Here is a 20,279-nt window from a genome sequence, read left to right on the forward strand (position 1 = left end):
TTCGGTTTCAGTCAGCGCGAAGGCGTTAAACAGTGAAAGCATCTTGCAGCAGTTTTTCCTGCTGCTCGGCGTGCATCGATGCATAACCACAAGCAGGTGCAGCAGAAGCATCACGACCGGCGTACTCCAGGCCCAGGGCCTTGTTGTGGTTGCCGATGCTGCGACGCAGGTGATGCTGGCTGCTGTACCACGCGCCCTGGTTCATCGGTTCTTCCTGACACCACACCACATGGGTGAGGTTGGTGTAAGGCGCAATGGCCTCCATCAGGTCATCTTCCGGGAACGGGTAAAGCTGCTCGATACGCACGATGGCGATGTCTTCGCGGCCTTCGGCACGACGTTTTTCCAGCAAGTCGTAGTAAACCTTGCCGCTGCACAGGATCAGGCGAGTGACCTTGGCTGCATCCAGGGTGTCGATTTCCGGAATAACGGTCTGGAACGAACCATCGGCCAGATCTTCCAGGGTCGAGATGGCCAATTTGTGACGCAACAGCGATTTCGGAGTCAGCACTACCAGCGGCTTGCGCAGCGGGCGGATCACCTGGCGACGCAGCAAGTGGTAGATCTGGGCCGGGGTAGTCGGCACGCACACCTGGATATTGTGCTCGGCGCACAACTGCAGGTAACGCTCCAGACGGGCCGAGGAGTGCTCAGGACCCTGACCTTCATAACCGTGTGGCAGCAACATGGTCAGACCGCACAGACGGCCCCACTTGTGCTCGCCGCTGGTGATGAACTGGTCGATAACCACCTGGGCACCGTTGGCGAAGTCGCCGAACTGGGCTTCCCAGATCACCAGCGCGTTAGGCGTGGTGGTCGAGTAACCGTATTCGAACGCCAGTACGGCCTCTTCGGACAGGAACGAATCGTACAAGTCGAAACGTGGCTGGCCTTCATACAAGTGCTGCAACGGGATGTAGGTGCCCGCGTCTTTCTGGTTGTGCAATACCGCGTGACGGTGCGAGAACGTACCACGGCCGATGTCCTGGCCGGTCATGCGGATCGGGTGACCTTCGAACGCCAGGGTCGCGTACGCCATGGTTTCAGCGTAACCCCAGTTGATCGGCAGGCCGCCGGCTTGCATCTTCTGACGGTCTTCGTAGATCTTCGCAACCTGGCGCTGTACCACGAAGCCTTCCGGGATTTCCAGCAGCTTGGCGGACAGTTCCTGCAGGGTTTTCAGATCGAACGAAGTGTCGTGGCGCGCAGTCCAGGCGTGGCCCAGGTATGGACGCCAGTCCACGAACAGCTCTTTGTTCGGCTCTTTGACCAGGCTTTTTACTACATGCAGACCGTTGTCCAGCGCGTTGCGGTACTCATCGATTTTCGCCTGAACACGCGCTTCATCCAGCACGCCGGCCTTGGTCAGGCTTTCGGCGTACAGCTCACGGGTGGTGCGCTGCTTGGAGATCTGCTGGTACATCAACGGCTGGGTGCCGCTAGGCTCATCCGCTTCGTTGTGACCGCGACGGCGGTAGCAAACCAGGTCGATGACCACGTCACGCTTGAACTGCATGCGGTAGTCAATGGCCAGTTGGGTCACGAACAATACGGCTTCCGGATCATCCCCATTCACATGGAGGATCGGCGCCTGGATCATCTTGGCAACGTCGGTCGCGTACTCGGTAGAGCGTGCGTCCAGCGGGTTGCTAATGGTGAAACCCACCTGGTTGTTGATGACGATGTGAATGGTACCGCCGGTCTTGAAGCCGCGAGTCTGCGACATCTGGAACGTTTCCAGGACCACGCCTTGACCGGCGAATGCCGCGTCACCGTGGATGGAAATCGGCAGAACCTTCTCACCGGTGGAGTCGTTGCGACGATCCTGGCGAGCACGTACCGAACCCTCGACCACTGGAGAAACGATTTCCAGGTGGGATGGGTTGAACGCCATGGCCAGGTGGACTTCACCACCGGTGGTCATCACGTTGGACGAGAAGCCCTGGTGGTATTTAACGTCACCGGAACCCAGCTCGACCTTCTTCTTGCCTTCGAACTCGTCGAACAGCTCGCGCGGGTTCTTGCCGAAGGTGTTGACCAACACGTTCAGGCGACCACGGTGAGCCATGCCGATCACGATTTCCTTGGTGCCGTAGGAACCGGAACGCTGGATCAGTTCGTCAAGCATCGGAATCAGGCTCTCGCCGCCTTCCAGGCCGAAACGCTTGGTGCCCGGGTATTTGGTGCCCAGGTATTTTTCAAGGCCTTCGGCAGCGGTGACGCGCTCAAGCAGGTGGCCACGCACATCGGCAGACAGCACCGGACGGCCACGCACGCCTTCCAGGCGATGCTGGAACCAGTGGCGCTGCTCGGAATCGGTGATATGCGTAAATTCAGCGCCGATGGTGCGGCAATATGTCTGCTGCAACGCTTCGTGAATTTCGCGTAGGCTCGCTTCCTCTTTGCCGATGAACAGGTCGCCGGCACGGAAAATCGTATCAAGATCGGCATTGGTCAAGCCGTAGTGATTGATCGACAGGTCTGCAGGTGCAGGACGCTGCCACAGCCCCAGCGGATCAAGCTGGGCTGCCTGGTGGCCACGCATACGGTAGGCCTGGATCAGTCGCAATACTTCAACTTGCTTCTTCTCGTGCTCACTGCTCACGCTCCCGGCGGAAACCGGCTGGGCGCGGCGCTGGTTCTTTGCCAGCAGCACAAATTGATCGCGAATTGTTGCATGCGATACATCGGTGGCAGCGTTGCCGTCTGAAGACAACGTCTGAAATTTGGTGCGCCATTCTTCTGGCACAGCGTTAGGGTCGTGCAGGTAGAGCTCATAAAGCTCTTCCACATAGGCAGCGTTACCACCTGAAAGATAGCCGCTGTTCCACATGCGCTGCATCACGCTTTCTTGCATGCTTGGTCACCCTCGATTTGGGGACACCACCGGCGAAAACACCGAGTTTGCTTGCAAAAGGCCAAGTGCAGCGACCAAAACAAGCCACTTAGGATCACGCTGATAGTTCGGGTACCAACCCGAATGCCCCTGCTTGTCTCATTTCTTCAAAATAAGAGCTGCGGCTTTGTAAGTCGCTGCTCAAGTTAAAACTACGGCGCCGGTTGAAGCCTGCGCCGTAGCATTTACGGGCACAACGGTCCTGCTTTTACTACAACGTCTTACACGCCGCTTTGCAGCAGCATGTTACGGATGTGACCAATGGCCTTAGTCGGGTTCAGGCCTTTGGGACATACGTTGACGCAGTTCATGATCCCGCGGCAGCGGAATACGCTGAACGGGTCATCCAGTGAAGCCAGACGCTCGGACGTCTTGGTGTCACGGCTGTCTGCCAGGAAGCGATAGGCTTGCAGCAGTGCAGCTGGACCCAGGAACTTGTCCGGGTTCCACCAGAAGGACGGGCAAGAGGTCGAGCAGCAAGCGCACAGGATGCACTCGTACAGACCGTCGAGCTTCTCGCGCTCTTCCGGGGACTGCAGACGCTCGATGGCCGGAGCCGGCGTGTCGTTCTGCAGGAATGGCTTCACCTTCTCGTATTGCTTGTAGAAGATGCTCATATCGACGACCAGGTCACGGATAACCGGCAAACCTGGCAGTGGACGTACAACAAGCTTGTTCTTCTTGACCACGGCCGACAGCGGCGTGACACAAGCCAGGCCGTTTTTGCCGTTGATGTTCATGCCGTCGGAGCCGCAGACACCTTCACGGCAAGAGCGACGATAGGAGAAACCTTCGTCCTGCTCTTTGATCAGGGCCAGCACATCCAGCACCATCAGGTCTTTACCACCGGTATCGACCTCAAATTCCTGCATGAACGGCGCAGCGTCCTGATCAGGGTTGTAGCGATAAACACTGACTTTCAACATGGCAGCCACCCTTAGTAAGTCCGAATCTTCGGTTCAAACGTCGGAACCGTCTTCGGCGAGAAGTTCACGGCACGCTTGGTTACGCGCTTGTCACCCGGGAAGTACAGGGTGTGGCACAACCAGTTTTCGTCATCGCGATCTTCAAAGTCTTCACGAGCGTGGGCACCACGGGATTCTTTACGAACCTCGGCGGCAATCGCAGTCGCTTCAGCCACTTCCAGCAGGTTTTGCAGCTCAAGGGCTTCGATACGAGCGGTGTTGAACGCCTGGCTCTTATCGTTGATCTTGACGTTGGCGATCCGCTTGCGCAGGTCAGCCAGCTGGGCAATACCCTTCTGCATGTATTCGCCAGTACGGAATACACCGAAGTAGTTCTGCATGCAGCTTTGCAGCTCGCGACGCAGGGTTGCTACGTCTTCGCCATCAGTACGCTCGTTCAGCGCGTTCAGGCGAGCCAGGGCAGCCTCGATATTGGCGTCGGTCGCGTCATCGTATTCGATGCCGTCGGTCAGGGCTTTTTCCAGGTGCAGGCCGGCAGCGCGGCCGAATACCACCAGGTCGAGCAGCGAGTTGCCGCCCAGACGGTTGGCACCGTGAACCGATACGCAAGCCACTTCGCCTACAGCGAACAGACCATGGATGATCTCGTCCACGCCTTCGGCGTTCTGGGTGATCGCCTGGCCATGAATGTTGGTCGGCACGCCGCCCATCATATAGTGGCAAGTTGGAACTACTGGTACTGGAGCAACTACCGGGTCAACGTGTGCGAAAGTCTTGGACAGTTCGCAGATACCTGGCAGGCGGCTGTGCAGCACTTCTTCGCCCAGGTGATCGAGCTTGAGCATCACGTGGTCGCCGTTCGGGCCGCAACCGTTGCCGGCGATGATTTCTTTAACCATCGAACGGGCAACCACGTCACGACCGGCAAGGTCCTTGGCGTTCGGAGCATAACGCTCCATGAAACGCTCGCCGTGCTTGTTGATCAGGTAACCGCCTTCACCACGGCAGCCTTCTGTAACCAGTACACCGGCGCCGGCGATGCCGGTTGGGTGGAACTGCCACATTTCGATGTCTTGTACCGGAACGCCTGCACGCAGGGCCATGCCAACGCCGTCGCCGGTGTTGATCAGGGCGTTGGTGGTCGAAGCGTAGATACGACCTGCACCGCCAGTCGCCAGAACGGTAGCCTTGGCGCGGATGTAGGTGGTTTCACCGGTTTCGATGCAGATAGCGATCACGCCGACGAATGCGCCGTCCTGGTTCTTCACCAGGTCAACTGCGTAGTACTCGTTCAGGAACGTGGTGCCGGCTTTCAGGTTGCCCTGATAAAGGGTGTGCAGCAGTGCGTGACCGGTACGGTCGGATGCCGCGCAGGTACGGGCAGCCTGGCCGCCTTTACCGTAATCCTTGGACTGGCCGCCGAACGGACGCTGGTAGATACGCCCCTGTTCGGTACGGGAGAACGGCAGACCCATGTGGTCCAGCTCGAATACCGCAGCCGGGCCTTCCTGACACATGTACTCGATAGCGTCCTGGTCACCGATATAGTCGGAACCCTTGACGGTATCGTACATGTGCCAGCGCCAGTCATCGTTCGGATCCGCAGAAGCGATGGCGCAGGTGATGCCACCCTGGGCCGATACGGTGTGGGAACGGGTCGGGAACACCTTGGTGATCACGGCTGTCTTGTGACCGCCCTGGGCCAGCTGCAGTGCAGCGCGCATGCCGGCGCCGCCACCACCAATAATGATGGCGTCAAAAGAAATCGTTGGAATGTTAGCCATGAATCAGATACCCCAGAGAATCTGCACACCCCAGACGAAGTAAGCGAACATCGCGACGCCGCATACTGCCTGGAAAAGGAAACGTACTGCAGTCGCGGACTTGCCCAGCGCCATCGGCGTCAGGTAGTCGGTCGCGATGGTCCACATGCCGACCCAGGCGTGAGCGCCCAGGGCCACAAGGGCGAGCAGACTGAAGATACGCATCCCGTTGTGGGAGAACAGACCGTGCCATTGGGCGTAGCCAATGCCAGGGTTTGCAACGAGGTACCCGATCAGGAAAATGAAATAAGCCGCGAGAACGACCGCAGACACTCGTTGTGCCATCCAGTCATAGAGGCCCGAACGCGAAAGGTTCGTAACGCTGGTTACCATATCCAAACTCCTGCCAGAACGATCAGCACCACGGAAATGGCGATGATGATTTTCGAGCCCAGGCGGCCGCCTTCCAGCGTCTCACCGATGCCCATGTCCATGATCAAGTGGCGCACACCGGCTACCAGGTGATACAGCAGAGCGGACAGGAGGCCCCATGCTACGAACTTGGCCAGCGGGCTGGTCAAGCATGCCTTCACCTCGGCGTATCCTTCCTCGGAACCCAGGGATTTGCTCAATGCATAAAGCATGATGCCCAAGCCCAGGAACAGGATGATGCCGGAAACACGGTGCAGGAACGACGTAACGCCGGTGATGGGGAGTTTGATGGTCCTTAGGTCTAGGTTTACAGGTCGTTGGCTATTCACGGCTTTTTTTCACACTGAAGAGCCCCTAACAATCAGGGCAAAGTTGTTGGGGAGTGCACTGGTCAGGTAAGCACCACCCAGGGAGTGCGACCCCCAATGAAAGCAAGCCCAAAAGCCCTTGGCGGTCGGTGGCCGAGTATAGACAGTTAGGCTACTAATGACAACGCGCGCTCCTCACCCTAATAGCTGATTGCGCTGACGGGATAAAAGGCGTAAACGGCAGGCAATTTCGAGGAAAAAGTACGGTTAAAGCCTTCTGGGGCAAGACTTTAGGCAAATTGACATCTGGATTTATATCAATATAGTGGTGCGGGCCCTGCGTGGGGGGTCTGTCTGATGATTTGAAGCATAAATAGGAGGCCACATGGCTGACAAAAAAGCGCAGTTGATCATCGAGGGCGCAGCCCCCGTCGAGCTGCCCATTTTAACCGGCACCGTTGGTCCCGATGTTATCGACGTACGGGGCCTGACGGCCACGGGCCGTTTCACTTTCGACCCAGGCTTCATGTCGACCGCTTCTTGCGAGTCGAAGATTACCTATATCGATGGCGATAATGGCATTTTGCTACATCGCGGCTACCCGATCGAACAACTGGCCGAGAAATCGGACTACCTGGAAACCTGCTACCTGCTGCTAAATGGCGAATTGCCAACAGCCGAGCAAAAGGCCCAGTTTGTCAGCACCGTGAAGAACCACACCATGGTTCACGAGCAGTTGAAGACCTTCTTCAACGGCTTCCGTCGCGACGCCCACCCGATGGCCGTCATGTGCGGTGTAGTCGGCGCCCTGTCGGCCTTCTATCACGACTCCCTGGACATCAATAACCCGCAGCATCGCGAAATCTCCGCGATCCGCCTGGTTGCGAAGATGCCCACCCTGGCCGCAATGGTTTACAAGTACTCCATGGGCCAGCCCATGATGTACCCGCGCAACGACCTGACGTATGCGGAAAACTTCCTGCACATGATGTTCAACACCCCGTGCGAGATCAAACCGATCAGCCCGGTGCTGGCCAAGGCCATGGACCGGATCTTCATCCTCCATGCCGACCACGAACAGAACGCCTCGACGTCCACCGTGCGTCTGGCAGGCTCCTCGGGTGCCAATCCGTTCGCCTGTATCGCCGCCGGCATCGCCGCACTGTGGGGCCCTGCCCACGGCGGTGCGAACGAAGCCGTATTGACCATGCTCGATGAAATCGGCGATGTGTCCAACATCGACAAGTTCATCGCCAAGGCCAAGGACAAGAACGATCCGTTCAAGCTGATGGGCTTCGGCCACCGGGTCTACAAGAACCGCGACCCGCGCGCCACCGTCATGAAGCAGACCTGCGACGAAGTGCTGAAGGAACTGGGCATCAACAACGATCCGCAACTCGAACTGGCCATGCGCCTGGAAGAGATCGCGCTGACCGACCCGTACTTCATCGAGCGCTCGCTGTACCCGAACGTCGACTTCTACTCGGGGATCATCCTCAAGGCGATCGGCATTCCAACCAGCATGTTCACCGTGATCTTCGCCCTGGCGCGGACCGTGGGCTGGATCTCCCACTGGAAAGAAATGCTCTCCAGCCCGTACAAGATTGGCCGCCCGCGCCAGCTGTACACCGGCTACGAGTCGCGTGACATTACCAAGCTGGAAGACCGCAAGTAAGCATTCAACTGCTTAGCTGCATTGAGAACGGCCTCCCTTAGTGGAGGCCGTTTTTGTTTGTGCTGCCTGACAGGCCGCTTTCGCGAGTAAGCCCGCTCCCACAGTTGACCACATTTCAAAGGATGAACGCGGTCAACTGTGGGAGCGGGCTTGCTCGCGAAAGCAATAGCCCAGGCAACACAGAACCCCAGGCAAAAAAATACCCCGGCCTTTCGACCGGGGCATTTCTTATTGAGCTACAAGCTTAGTGGTTAACCGCCCCGCTCGCCCCCAGGCCAGTCTGCGAACGCACAAACTGCGGGAAGTACAGCGCACGCTCTTTCACCGCCGCCGCCGACTTGTCGGTGATGGAGAAGAACCAGATACCCACGAACGCGATGATCATCGAGAACAGCGCCGGGTATTCGTACGGGAAGATCGCTTTTTCATGGTGCAGGATCGAGACCCAGATGGTTGGACCCAGGATCATCAAGCCAACAGCGCTGACCAGGCCCAGCCAGCCGCCAATCATCGCGCCACGGGTGGTGAGGTTCTTCCAGTACATGGAAAGCAGCAACACCGGGAAGTTACAGCTGGCAGCAATGGAGAACGCCAGGCCGACCATGAACGCAATGTTCTGGCTTTCGAACAGGATACCCAAGCCAATCGCCAGGACTGCCAGGGCGATGGTGGTGATCTTCGACACGCGAATCTCATCCTTCTCGTTGGCCTTGCCCTTCTTGATCACGCTGGCATACAGGTCATGGGACACCGCCGAAGCACCGGCCAGGGTCAAGCCGGCAACCACCGCGAGGATGGTGGCAAACGCCACGGCCGAGATGAAGCCCAGGAAGATACTGCCGCCCACCGCGTTGGCCAGGTGCACCGCCGCCATGTTGTTACCGCCCAACAGAGCGCCTGCTGCATCCTTGAACGCCGGGTTGGTGCTGACCAGCAGAATCGCGCCGAAGCCGATGATAAAGGTCAGGATATAGAAGTAGCCGATAAAGCCTGTGGCATACAGCACGCTCTTGCGGGCTTCTTTAGCGTCACTCACGGTGAAGAAGCGCATCAGGATATGTGGCAGGCCAGCGGTACCGAACATCAGGGCCAGGCCCAGGGAGAACGCCGAGATCGGATCTTTCACCAGGCCGCCAGGACTCATGATCGCCTCACCTTTAGGGTGAACCTTGATCGCCTCGGAGAACAGCATGTTGAAGTCGAAGTTGACGTGCTTCATCACCATCAGCGCCATGAACGAGGCACCGGACAGCAGCAGCACTGCCTTGATGATCTGCACCCAGGTGGTGGCCAGCATGCCGCCGAACAACACATAAAGGCACATCAAGATACCCACCAGGATCACCGCCACATGGTAATCAAGGCCGAACAGCAGTTGGATCAGCTTGCCCGCGCCGACCATCTGCGCGATCAGGTAGAACGCCACCACCACCAGCGAACCGCAAGCCGACAGGCTGCGGATCTGGGTTTGCCCGAGGCGGTAGGACGCCACGTCGGCAAACGTGTACTTGCCCAGGTTACGCAGGCGCTCGGCGATCAGGAACAGAATGATCGGCCAGCCCACCAGGAAGCCGATCGAGTAGATCAGGCCATCGTAGCCAGAGGTGAACACCAGCGCGGAAATCCCCAGGAAGGACGCCGCCGACATGTAGTCGCCAGCGATCGCCAGGCCGTTCTGGAAACCGGTGATCTTGCCACCAGCGGCATAGTAGTCGGCCGCCGAGTTGTTACGTTTGGACGCCCAGTAGGTAATGCACAATGTTGCGCCGACAAAGGCGACAAACATCAGGATCGCCGCAATGTTCAGCGGTTGCTTGTGCACTTCACCGGTCAATGCGTCCGCCGCCCAAACGGCAGGAGCAAAAAGCGAAGCGCCGAATACAGCCAATAGACGACGGATCATTGCGCAGCCTCCTTGAGAATCGCATTGTTCAGGTCGTCGAATTCGCCATTGGCGCGTCGCACGTAGATGCCTGTGAGAACGAAGGCCGAGACAATCAGCCCGACCCCGATAGGGATTCCCCAGGTTATGGACGATTCAGGACTGATCTTGGCGCCCAGGACTTGCGGTCCATAGGCGATCAACAGGATGAATCCGGAGTACAGCCCAAGCATGATCGCCGAGAGAATCCAGGCGAACTTTTCCCTTTTTCTCACCAGCTCCTTGAAGCGCGGGCTGTTTTGAATCGAGAGGTAAATGCTGTCGTTCATTGTTTTTATCCTCGCAGCACAGCTTTTTTATTATTGGAACGTATCCACTGTATGCGGCTGCAGGACAGGTTCCAGACGACCTTAGTCTTAGAACCAGTGTAGCGAGGGTTTGGCAGGGGCTAGAAACAATTGCGCGAGCGAGCTTATGTGGCAGCGGGCTTGCCCGCGATGGCGGTGAATCAGTCAGGTATCCATCAACTGACCCACCGTAATCGCGGGCAAGCCCGCTCCTACACAAAGTGCGTTCCCACCGTTTTTGGGGGTGTTACGGAGCGGTCCACTCGGCCACACGCTCAGGATGCTTGGCCACCCAATCCTTGGCCGCCACATCAGGCTTGGCACCTTCCTGGATGGCCAGCATGACTTCGCCGATTTCATCCTTGGAGGCCCACTGGAATTTCTTCAGGAACGCCGCGACTTCCGGGGCTTTCTTTTCCAGGCCCTTGCTGCCGATGCTATTAACCGTCTCGGCGGCGCCATAGATGCCTTTTGGATCATCAAGAAAGCGCAGTTTCCACTTGGCGAACATCCAGTGCGGCACCCAGCCGGTCACTGCGATGGAGTCTTGCTTGTCTTCGGCGCGGGTCAATTCGGCGATCATTGCCGCCCCGGAACTGGCTTGCAGCTTGTAGTCCAGGCCGTATTGCTTGATGGCTTCGTCGGTCTTGAGCATCACGCCTGAACCGGCATCGATGCCCACGATCTTGTTTTTGAAGGTGGTGTCGGTCTTCAAGTCCTCGATGGACTTGGCCTTGACGTACTCCGGTACGATCAAGCCGATCTTCGCATCCTTGAAGTTGGGGCCGTAGTCGACCACCTTGTCCTTGTTCTTGGTCCAGTACTCACCATGGGTCACCGGCAGCCAGGCCGAAAGCATGGCGTCGAGCTTGCCGGTGGCCACGCCCTGCCACAAGATCCCGGTGGCAACCGCCTGCAGTTTCACGTCATAGCCGAGCTTTTGCCTGATCACTTCAGCCGCCACGTGGGTGGTGGCGACACTGTCCGACCAGCCGTCCACATAGCCGATGCTCAGGGTCTTGCTGTCGGCGCTGGCTAGTGTGGAACCCATCGCAACTACCAACGTGGCAGCTGCGCCCAAGAGTCGTCGCATCTTCATAGTGCTTCCCCGAAAGTGCTGCGCCCGGCGGATGCCGAGCGACGTCAACCTGTTGTCAGGTGGTGCCTTTGGATCATCAACCTGCCGCCCCTGCGGACCTGCTCTGACTACGACCTCAGCGGAGCAAGAAACGACATCACAAAGCCAGCAGGACAATTTGTAGGAACTCGCGTCAAAATCCCGCTCGAACTTTGCATGTCAAAATTATGCGGCCCCACTGAAAACCGGCAAATGCAGGTAAGATGCGCGCCTTTGCTCCTACACGGCCTGACCATGACCGCGACTGCCCGTTTCCCCTTCCTGCCTTATATATTTGCCTTGCTGCTCGGCCTGTTCGCACTCGGTGGCTACTGGTATGGCCTCGGCCAGCCAGTGGTACTGCCGGATGTGGCCAGCGCCAGCCACAAGCTGCAATGCGCGTCCTACACGCCCTTCGACAAGGACCAATCGCCGTTCGACCAGCCGTTCAAACTGCGCCCCGAGCGCATGGACGCCGACCTGGCACTGCTGGCCACGCGCTTTGAGTGCATCCGCACCTACTCCATGACCGGCCTCGAAGCCCTGCCGGACCTGGCGCGCAAACACGGCCTGAAGTTGATGATCGGTGCTTGGATCAACAGCAACCCGGTGGACAATGCCAAGGAAGTCGACCTGCTGATCGCCTCGGCCAACGCCAACCCTGACGTGGTCACGTCGGTGATCGTCGGCAACGAAGCGCTGCTGCGCAAGGAAATCACCGCCACGCAACTGGTGAAGCTGATCGAAAAGGTCAAAAGCCAGATCCAGCAGCCGGTCACCTACGCCGACGTCTGGGAGTTCTGGCTGCAACACCCGGAAATCGCCCCGGCGGTGGATTTCCTGACCATCCACCTATTGCCGTATTGGGAAGATGACCCTGCCGGCATCGACCAGGCCCTGCGCCATGTCGGTGATATCCGCCAGACCTTCGGCAACCGCTTCGCCCCCAAGGACGTGATGATTGGCGAAACCGGCTGGCCCAGCGAAGGCCGCCAGCGGGAAACCGCCGTGCCGAGCAGAGTCAACGAAGCCAAGTTCATTCGCGGTTTTGTCGCCATGGCCGAAGCCAATGGCTGGCACTACAACCTGATCGAAGCCTTTGACCAACCGTGGAAACGCGCCAGCGAAGGTGCGGTTGGCGGTTACTGGGGCCTGTTTGACGCCGATCGCCAGGACAAGGGCATCCTCGCAGGCCCAGTCACCAACGTGCCGTACTGGCCGCTATGGCTGGGCGTTGGCGGGCTGATCCTGCTGGGTACCCTGGCGCTCGGCGGACGGGTTCGCAACACCCGCGCGGCGCTGTTGCTGCCGCTGTTGGGTGCGGTCGCGGCGGGTTCGATTGGCAGTTGGGCCGAACTGACCCGGGTGACCGCACGCTTCACTGATGAATGGATCTGGGCCGGGCTGTTGCTGGCCCTTAACCTGTTGGTGCTGGCCCATGGGGCCCTGGCCTTGAGCGCTCGCCAGGGTTGGCGCGACCGGGCTTTCGCCTGGCTGGAGCAACGCGCCGGCTGGCTGATCGCATTTGCCGGGTTCGCCACGGCGGTGATGATGCTGGCGCTGGTATTCGACCCCCGTTACCGCAGCTTCCCCAGCGCCGCCCTGCTACTGCCAGCCCTGGTTTACCTGTTGCGCCCGGTCAACGGGCCACGCCGGGAAATTGCCCTGCTGACCTTCATCATCGGTGCCGGCATTGCCCCGCAGCTGTATCGCGAAGGCTTGATGAACCAGCAGGCCCTGGGTTGGGCGCTGGTCAGTGGGTTGATGGTTGCAGCCTTGTGGCGTTGCCTGCGGGTGCGCAACGCCTGAGATCGCTATCGCACCGCTCCCACATTTTGATCTGTGAATACATTCAAATGTGGGAGCTGGCTGCCTGCGGTTGGCCCTATCAGACAGCCCGAGCCGCCCTGACCAACCGCAACCCGGCAATCACCAACGCAAACACCGCAAAATTGGTGTTGTACAACGCCAGCGCCGGAATCCCGAACGCCAGCCCCAGCACCGCCAAGCCCCATCCCGCGCGGCCGGGCAGCAAAAACGCGAGCACCGACGTGACCAGCGCCGCCCAGCCCATGACCTTGAAGTGGATCATCAGCCCCAGGTTGGCCCGCAACTGGCATTCCCAGCGGCTGGCGTCCTCGGCGCAGATGCCCACCCACTGCCCATCTTCCATAAACCCATAACGGGCGCCATAACTGGCAGCCAGCCATAACGGCAAGGCCAACAGCAGCAGAATCAGCGGCAAACGAGGGGACATAAGGGCACTCCGATAGGCGAAAACGGCGCCCAGCTTAATCTCCCCGGGGCCATTGGCAAGGGCTGCACACAGATAACTATTCATCAAAGCGTGCCAAAGTGTATCGTCTGGCTACTATTAGCTCGATTCCTACGCTTATTTCCGATATTTAGTGCCGATGGCTGGCACTTCGGCGATAGCGCGGTGGTCATAGCCTGCGAACTTCATTCAGCACGTTTTCCTCTTAGGGATTTAGTCATGCTCCGTTCCTTGCGCTGCGCTGCCCTGTTGGGTGGCCTTTTTTTGAGTGCGTCAGCACTGGCGGTCGATGTCGATCCGGCCAGCTATGGCTACCCTTTGACCAACCCGTTCGAGGCGACCATCGCCACGACACCACCGGACCTGCGGCCGGATCTGCCATCCATCGATGACATCAACCAGTCCGACTACACCCTGACCATGCGCCCGGAGCGTGAATTCAGCCTGCCCGACAACTTCTGGCCGGTGAAGAAGCTCACCTACCGCATTGCCAAGCAAGACCGCGCCGCGCCGCTGATCTTCCTGATCGCCGGCACCGGTGCACGCTTTGACAGCAGCCTCAACGAATACCTGAAAAAGCTGTACTACAAGGCCGGCTACCATGTCGTCCAATTGTCATCGCCCACCAGCTTCGACTTCATCAGCGCCGCCTCGCGCTTTGCCACGCCCGGCATCACCCAGGAAGACGCCGAGGACATGTACCGCGTGATGCAGGCCGTACGCGCGCAAAACGCCTCGTTGCCCGTCACCGACTTCTACCTCACCGGCTACAGCCTGGGCGCGCTGGACGCAGCGTTCGTCAGCAAGCTGGACGAAACCCGCCGCAGCTTCAACTTCAAGAAAGTGTTGCTGCTCAACCCGCCGGTCAACCTCTACACCTCCATCACCAACCTCGACAAACTGGTGCAGACCGAGGTCAAGGGCATCAACAACAGCACCACCTTCTATGAACTGGTGTTGAACAAGCTGACCCGCTACTTCCAGCAAAAAGGCTACATCGACCTCAACGATGCCCTGCTCTACGACTTCCAGAGCTCCAAGGAGCACCTGACCAACGAGCAGATGGCGATGCTGATCGGCACCTCGTTCCGCTTCTCGGCGGCGGATATCGCCTTCACCTCGGACCTGATCAACCGCCGCGGCCTGATCATCCCACCCAAGTACCCGATTACCGAAAGCACCAGCCTCACGCCGTTCCTCAAGCGTGCGCTGCAATGTGATTTCGACTGCTACCTCACCGAACAAGTGATCCCGATGTGGCGCGCCCGCTCCGACGGCGGCAGCCTGCTGCAACTGATCGACCAGGTCAGCCTGTACGCCCTGGAGGATTACCTGCGCGACAGCCCGAAAATCGCCGTGATGCACAACGCCGACGACGTGATCCTCGGCCCCGGCGACCTGGGCTTCCTGCGCAAGACCTTCGGCGATCGCTTGACCGTCTACCCACTGGGCGGCCACTGCGGCAACCTCAATTACCGCGTCAACGCCGACGCCATGCTGGAGTTCTTCCGTGGCTAAACATCTCCTGCTTCTTGCGGCCTTACTCTGCGCAGGCGTTGCCCACGCGGACAACAGCAAGGCTCACGCACCGACCGTGGTCGACCAGGATGGCTTCAAGGAGCCCTTGAGCAAACTCAAGTTCAACCCTGGCCTGGACCAGCGCGAGTTCGAGCGCTCGACCCTCAACGCCCTCAACGTCTACGACCCGCTGGAGTCGTGGAACCGTCGGGTGTACCACTTCAACTATCGCTTCGACCAATGGGTATTCCTGCCGGTGGTCGACGGTTATCGCTACGTCACCCCAAGCTTCCTGCGCACCGGTGTCAGCAACTTCTTCAACAACCTGGGCGATGTGCCCAACCTGATGAACAGCCTGCTGCAACTCAAGGGCCACCGCTCCCTGGAAACCACCGGCCGCCTGCTGGTCAACACCACCCTCGGCATCGCCGGCCTGTGGGACCCGGCCACCGCCATGGGCCTGCCGCGCCAGAGCGAAGATTTCGGCCAGACCCTGGGCTTCTACGGCGTTCCCGGCGGCGCCTACCTGATCCTGCCGATCCTCGGCCCGTCCAACCTGCGCGACACCGGCGGCCTGTTGGTGGACTACACCGCAGAAACCCAGATCAACTACCTCAACGTCGCCGAAGTCAGCTCCAACCACCCGGAAATCTGGGCCCTGCGTGCGGTGGACAAGCGCTACCAGACGAGCTTTCGCTACGGCCAGATGAACTCGCCGTTCGAGTATGAAAAAGTGCGGTATGTGTATACCGAGTCGCGCAAGTTGCAGATTGCCGAGTAACCTGTAGCCATCGCAGGCCGCGGCTGTTCGCAGCCCGGCCCTGCCCCCGAGGTCAATGGAACATCCTTGCATCCCGCCCACTTATCTAAACGCGTTATTCCTACGAATCTCATCCATTAAGCCAAGGCTTATCTATCGCCCCCCTTCAAACTACTTTTATAGTTAATCATCACAACAAAACCTGATTAACATCTGAAATAAAAGAAGTGGAACCACACGACATCGCCCACCACTTAAATCAAGAAAGTTAACAGCTGTCGCCTTGCGCCCATTAAATTCCAGCACTAAAAACCCAGTAAGAAGGATACGCTTATGGACATCAGATTTTTTACCGGGCTCGGTATTATTCAGCAATTACTATCCAACCAAGTTTGCAACATAAACACCACCACTAGCCAGGCAACATGTCCTGAGCGTTCAACTCCTGAGACTCTTCTACCGCCAGCCTTGGGAGATCTCGACAGCGCGACGCGCCCCACCGCGGCAACCGGTCGACCAGCAGGAGATCGCCGAACGGCGGAGCAAATCATCAATGCCAACCCCACTCTTAAACACCTGGAAATGCGACCAAGTATTTACCGACGTGGCCCAGAGCACAGACCCCTGCCCGAAGCCTACAAGCAAGGTATCTACAAACATACCGGCGACTGGACAATCGCCAACAAGGACCCGCAAGCCCGCGCCGATGCGGCTTACAATGCTGCGCGCCTGTTCAACTTCATTGACTCCAAAGACGCGCATGCCGTACTGGCAAGCCAACACAACGATGGTTTTCTCAGTGGTTATTCTGGTAACGAACAGATTGTACCGTTCAAGAAACAACACCCAGACGAAGCGATCTACCCTCCATTTCGTGAACCATCCATCCGAAAGGACTCCGAACACGCGCTGCTCACAAAATTTATCGAACATGGCTACGCCAGCCTGGAGTTCAAAGGTGAGCAGCAGATTTATGTAAGGCCAACCCACGCCACGGGGCGACCCCGTGGCGATCATCGAAGCTCCGAGGATATCTTGAGGGACAATCCATTACTTGCTACAGCAGATCGGATTGTCAACGCACTGGTTAAATCCGGCGAAAACCTTAAAGAACTTCAGAAACATATCGGAGACTGGAGTAAAAATAACAAAGACCCTGAGGCACGGGCAGATGCAGCGTACAACCTGGCCTATATAGCCAACTACATTGGCAACCTAAACAAATCGACTACAGATATTAGTCTAAAGCTTCCAGATTTTAATCGGGGTAAGGTGTGGGCCCAAAACGACGCCGCAGATAAGAGCTATTTGCTTCAAGTAACCTTAAAGCATGGCTATGAGTTACTCAACTCATCCACAGCGCCGAACGAAACCCCTTAAATACCATCCACCCCGCACCTTACCGAGCGACGCCCCCCACCACCAGGAACCATTTCGTACCTGTTTGCCACTTAAAACCCAGGCACACGCGCAGGTCAGCCTGACACAAAACAGGCTGACTTCCCGCTACCCACCTCGAACTTTCCAGTGGAACTTCAACATGACGATATCGGTTTCCCAACCCCCCATCACGGCACCCAGCACCCCCGCTACTCCCGCCACAGAGTCCCAAGTCTCAACAAAACCTTCTCTGGACGCCCCCAGAGGCGCCTATGGTCGACCGGCCGGCGATGATCGCAGCGCAGGACAAATCTTCAAGGACACGCCGATCCTCAAGGACATCCTCAAGCAAGACGGTCCTTTCGCGAGCAACTTCATCAATCAGCTCAAGCAGCAAACCGGCGATTGGGGCGCAGCCAATCGAAACCCCGACTCACGCGCCAACGCCGCCTATAACCTGGCGCAAGTGGCAACCTACATTGATGGCCGCGAAGGCTTGGAGCGTCAGGGCCCGAGCCAGCAGAGCGATCAGCACGTTCAGGGTTTCGGCCAGTTCGGCAGTGTTTCAGCAGGCTCGGAAGCGCAACTGCTCAAGGCATTCAGCGAAAAAGGCTACAGCGCGTTGCAATAGCACCTAACCCCTCAAGGCACGCCACGCCTTGCTCGCCACCGACACCAGCGCCAGCACCACCGCCCCGGCGATGATCCCCGCGATGGCATTGAGCAAGGTCGGCATCAACCAGCTGATGCCACCGATGCTCTGACTCACACTCTCAATCCAGTGATGCACCACCGGCACGCCGTGGGTCAGGATGCCGCCACCGACCATGAACATCGCCGCCGTGCCGATCACCGACAGGCTTTTCATCATGTACGGTGTGGTTCGTACAAACCCGTTGCCGATATCGCGCACCAGTTGGCCGGGCTTTTGCGCCATCCACAGGCCCAGGTCGTCGAGCTTGACGATACCGGCGACCAGGCCGTACACGCCGATGGTCATGACCAGAGCGATGCCCGACAGCACGATCACTTGCTGCATCAACGGTGCATCAGCCACGGTGCCCAGGGTGATGGCGATGATTTCGGCAGAGAGGATAAAGTCGGTGCGGATCGCGCCCTTGATCTTGTCTTTCTCGAACGCCACCAGGTCGGTTGCGGGGTCGGCCACGGCTTCGACCAACTGGGCATGTGCAGCCTGATCATCGGCCTTGCTGTGCAGGAATTTATGGGCGAGTTTTTCAAAGCCTTCGAAACACAGATAAGCGCCGCCGAGCATCAACAGTGGCGTGACCGCCCATGGCGCGAAGGCGCTGATCAATAGCGCGGCGGGAACCAGGATCAGCTTGTTGATAAACGAGCCCTTGGCAACGGCCCACACCACCGGGATTTCCCGCTCGGCGCGTACACCAGAAACCTGCTGCGCATTGAGCGCCAAGTCATCCCCCAGCACCCCGGCGGTTTTCTTGGCGGCCATTTTGGTCATCAAGGCCACGTCATCGAGGACGGCGGCGATGTCATCGATCAATACCAACAAGCTGCTTCCTGCCATGAATCGGACGTCCTAAATGTGGGATATTTCGCAGCATAGCGTGGTACAAAGCGTCGCGGGCAGATTCTTGAGGCGCGCGGATCGCCGGTGCTACCATGCGCAACCGCCTGTCCTGGCAAGGAATCATCTGGTCTATGAGCACCATTCGCGAGCGCAACAAAGAACTGATCCTGCGGGCTGCCAGCGAGGAGTTTGCCGACAAGGGCTTCGCCGCGACCAAAACCAGCGACATCGCCGCCAAGGCCGGGCTGCCCAAGCCCAACGTTTATTACTACTTCAAGTCCAAGGACAACCTCTACCGCGAGGTGCTCGAAAGCATCATCGAGCCAATCCTGGCCGCCTCCACTCCCTTCAACCCGGACGGCGACCCCAAGCAGGTGCTGAGCGGCTATATCCGCTCGAAAATCAGCATCTCCCGCGACCTGCCCTTTGCCTCGAAAGTGTTCGCCAGCGAAATCATGCACGGCGCCCCGCACCTGAGCCCCGAGCAGGTGCAGCAACTCAACGCCCAGGCCAAGCACAATATCGATTGCATCCAGAGCTGGGTCGATCGCGGCCTGATCGCCGCCATTGATCCTCATCACCTGATGTTCAGCATCTGGGCAGCGACCCAGACCTATGCGGACTTTGACTGGCAGATCTCGGCGGTGACCGGCAAGGCCAAGCTGGATGAGGCCGATTATGAAGCGGCGGCGCAGACGATTATTCGGTTGGTGTTGAAGGGGTGTGAGCCGGACTGATGGACTGTGGTGTGGCCAAGATTCGCGAGCAAGCCCGCTCCCACACTAGATCTGTGCCAGACACAAAATGTATGAACAACAAAGATCCCATGTGGGAGCGGGCTTGCTCGCGAAAGTGCCCTCCCAGACACATCCTGCCAAAAGCCTGCCCATCAGCCTCAAGCTCCCCGATCTAGCCTCTCAAGACCCCATCTGAAGAGAGGCAACGGAATGCCTGATCGAGCCACCTCACACCGCCTACGCATCGGGCGGTTCAGCGAAACCAACCACATCTACCTGATCACCACCAACACCCACGAACGCACACCAATCTTCAGCGATTTCCATCTCGGCCGCCTGGTGGTCTGGCAGTTCAGGCTCGCCCAATATCAAGGGCTGGCGCACTCTCTGGCCTGGGTGGTGATGCCCGACCATTTCCACTGGTTGATCCAACTGCAAAAAGGTTCGCTGGGTGACTTGATGTGCCAGGTGAAATCCAAAAGCACTCGCTCAGTCAATGGCACCACTGCCCGCAAGGGGAGGCTTTGGCAAACCAGCTTTCATGATCGCGCGCTGCGTAGGGAAGATGATCTAGTGAAGATGGCCAGGTATGTGGTGGCCAATCCATTGAGGGCGGGGTTGGTGGAGAGGATTGGCGACTATCCGTTGTGGGATGCAATTTGGGTTTAGATTCAAGACCGAGTCGGCCCTATCGCGAGCAAGCCCGCTCCC

General features: G+C 58.4%; 18 protein-coding genes. 8 read left to right on the plus strand and 10 right to left on the minus strand.

The window, feature by feature from the left end:
- Positions 1–25: 25 nt before the first annotated feature.
- The 5 genes from HBO05_RS12915 to sdhC all read right to left on the minus strand — a co-directional run bounded on the left by HBO05_RS12915 (position 26) and on the right by sdhC (position 6,346).
- Complete coding sequence (locus tag HBO05_RS12915; protein WP_169956474.1) at positions 26–2,857, minus strand: 2-oxoglutarate dehydrogenase E1 component; 2,832 nt, start codon at positions 2,855–2,857, stop codon at positions 26–28.
- Between the two features lie 260 nt (positions 2,858–3,117).
- The gene (locus tag HBO05_RS12920; RefSeq protein ID WP_169956472.1) at positions 3,118–3,822 is read right to left on the minus strand and encodes a succinate dehydrogenase iron-sulfur subunit; all 705 of its coding nucleotides are present in this window, start codon (positions 3,820–3,822) and stop codon (positions 3,118–3,120) included.
- A gap of 11 nt (positions 3,823–3,833) precedes the next feature.
- A complete protein-coding gene (gene sdhA, locus HBO05_RS12925; RefSeq protein WP_076963916.1) occupies positions 3,834–5,606 on the minus strand; it encodes a succinate dehydrogenase flavoprotein subunit in 1,773 nt (590 codons plus the stop codon).
- A 3-nt stretch (positions 5,607–5,609) separates the two neighbouring features.
- A complete protein-coding gene (gene sdhD / locus HBO05_RS12930; protein ID WP_029292670.1) occupies positions 5,610–5,978 on the minus strand; it encodes a succinate dehydrogenase, hydrophobic membrane anchor protein in 369 nt (122 codons plus the stop codon).
- The gene (gene sdhC, locus HBO05_RS12935; RefSeq protein WP_003172804.1) at positions 5,972–6,346 is read right to left on the minus strand and encodes a succinate dehydrogenase, cytochrome b556 subunit; all 375 of its coding nucleotides are present in this window, start codon (positions 6,344–6,346) and stop codon (positions 5,972–5,974) included. Before sdhC ends, sdhD begins: the two co-directional genes overlap by 7 nt.
- Before the next feature lie 364 nt (positions 6,347–6,710).
- On the opposite strand from sdhC, the gene gltA reads away from it, so the two are divergent.
- Entirely contained in the window at positions 6,711–8,000 is a 1,290-nt protein-coding gene (gene gltA, locus HBO05_RS12940; RefSeq protein WP_003222994.1) for a citrate synthase, read from the plus strand.
- Positions 8,001–8,244: 244 nt separating this feature from the next.
- Here gltA and HBO05_RS12945 read toward each other — a convergent pair whose 3' ends face one another.
- From HBO05_RS12945 to HBO05_RS12955, 3 genes are all read right to left on the minus strand, one after another.
- Positions 8,245–9,903, minus strand: a complete 1,659-nt coding sequence (locus HBO05_RS12945; RefSeq protein WP_133714242.1) for a cation acetate symporter — start codon at positions 9,901–9,903, stop codon at positions 8,245–8,247.
- Complete coding sequence (locus HBO05_RS12950) at positions 9,900–10,211, minus strand: DUF485 domain-containing protein (RefSeq protein WP_029292656.1); 312 nt, start codon at positions 10,209–10,211, stop codon at positions 9,900–9,902. Before HBO05_RS12950 ends, HBO05_RS12945 begins: the two co-directional genes overlap by 4 nt.
- Before the next feature lie 265 nt (positions 10,212–10,476).
- Entirely contained in the window at positions 10,477–11,328 is an 852-nt protein-coding gene (locus HBO05_RS12955) for a glycine betaine ABC transporter substrate-binding protein (RefSeq protein ID WP_172312812.1), read from the minus strand.
- 273 nt (positions 11,329–11,601) lie between these two features.
- Between HBO05_RS12955 and HBO05_RS12960 the strand changes: the two genes are divergently transcribed.
- Entirely contained in the window at positions 11,602–13,155 is a 1,554-nt protein-coding gene (locus HBO05_RS12960) for a glycosyl hydrolase family 17 protein (protein WP_172312814.1), read from the plus strand.
- A 79-nt stretch (positions 13,156–13,234) separates the two neighbouring features.
- On the opposite strand, the gene HBO05_RS12965 is transcribed toward HBO05_RS12960, so the two are convergent.
- Entirely contained in the window at positions 13,235–13,603 is a 369-nt protein-coding gene (locus tag HBO05_RS12965; protein ID WP_170042641.1) for a hypothetical protein, read from the minus strand.
- Between the two features lie 237 nt (positions 13,604–13,840).
- Here HBO05_RS12965 and HBO05_RS12970 point away from each other — a divergent pair, with 237 nt between their 5' ends.
- From HBO05_RS12970 to HBO05_RS12985, 4 genes are all read left to right on the plus strand, one after another.
- Positions 13,841–15,139 carry a serine/threonine protein kinase gene (locus tag HBO05_RS12970; protein WP_170042640.1) on the plus strand — a complete coding sequence of 433 codons (1,299 nt, stop codon included), beginning with the start codon at positions 13,841–13,843 and terminating at the stop codon, positions 15,137–15,139.
- Entirely contained in the window at positions 15,132–15,920 is a 789-nt protein-coding gene (locus HBO05_RS12975) for a VacJ family lipoprotein (RefSeq protein ID WP_169956463.1), read from the plus strand. Before HBO05_RS12970 ends, HBO05_RS12975 begins: the two co-directional genes overlap by 8 nt.
- A gap of 312 nt (positions 15,921–16,232) precedes the next feature.
- Complete coding sequence (locus HBO05_RS12980; RefSeq protein ID WP_172312816.1) at positions 16,233–17,279, plus strand: hypothetical protein; 1,047 nt, start codon at positions 16,233–16,235, stop codon at positions 17,277–17,279.
- A 160-nt stretch (positions 17,280–17,439) separates the two neighbouring features.
- Positions 17,440–17,910, plus strand: coding sequence for a hypothetical protein (locus HBO05_RS12985; protein ID WP_172312818.1), 471 nt, complete (start codon positions 17,440–17,442; stop codon positions 17,908–17,910).
- Positions 17,911–17,913: 3 nt separating this feature from the next.
- Here the strand turns inward: HBO05_RS12985 and HBO05_RS12990 are convergent, their stop codons facing one another.
- Complete coding sequence (locus tag HBO05_RS12990) at positions 17,914–18,828, minus strand: DUF808 domain-containing protein (RefSeq protein WP_169956457.1); 915 nt, start codon at positions 18,826–18,828, stop codon at positions 17,914–17,916.
- Positions 18,829–18,962: 134 nt separating this feature from the next.
- Here HBO05_RS12990 and HBO05_RS12995 point away from each other — a divergent pair, with 134 nt between their 5' ends.
- The gene (locus HBO05_RS12995) at positions 18,963–19,568 is read left to right on the plus strand and encodes a TetR/AcrR family transcriptional regulator (RefSeq protein ID WP_029292641.1); all 606 of its coding nucleotides are present in this window, start codon (positions 18,963–18,965) and stop codon (positions 19,566–19,568) included.
- Positions 19,569–19,778: 210 nt separating this feature from the next.
- Positions 19,779–20,237, plus strand: coding sequence for a transposase (locus tag HBO05_RS13000; protein ID WP_170056976.1), 459 nt, complete (start codon positions 19,779–19,781; stop codon positions 20,235–20,237).
- Positions 20,238–20,279 lie beyond the last annotated feature (42 nt).

This window comes from Pseudomonas sp. WS 5079 (genome assembly GCF_012985465.1).
Classification (GTDB): domain Bacteria; phylum Pseudomonadota; class Gammaproteobacteria; order Pseudomonadales; family Pseudomonadaceae; genus Aquipseudomonas.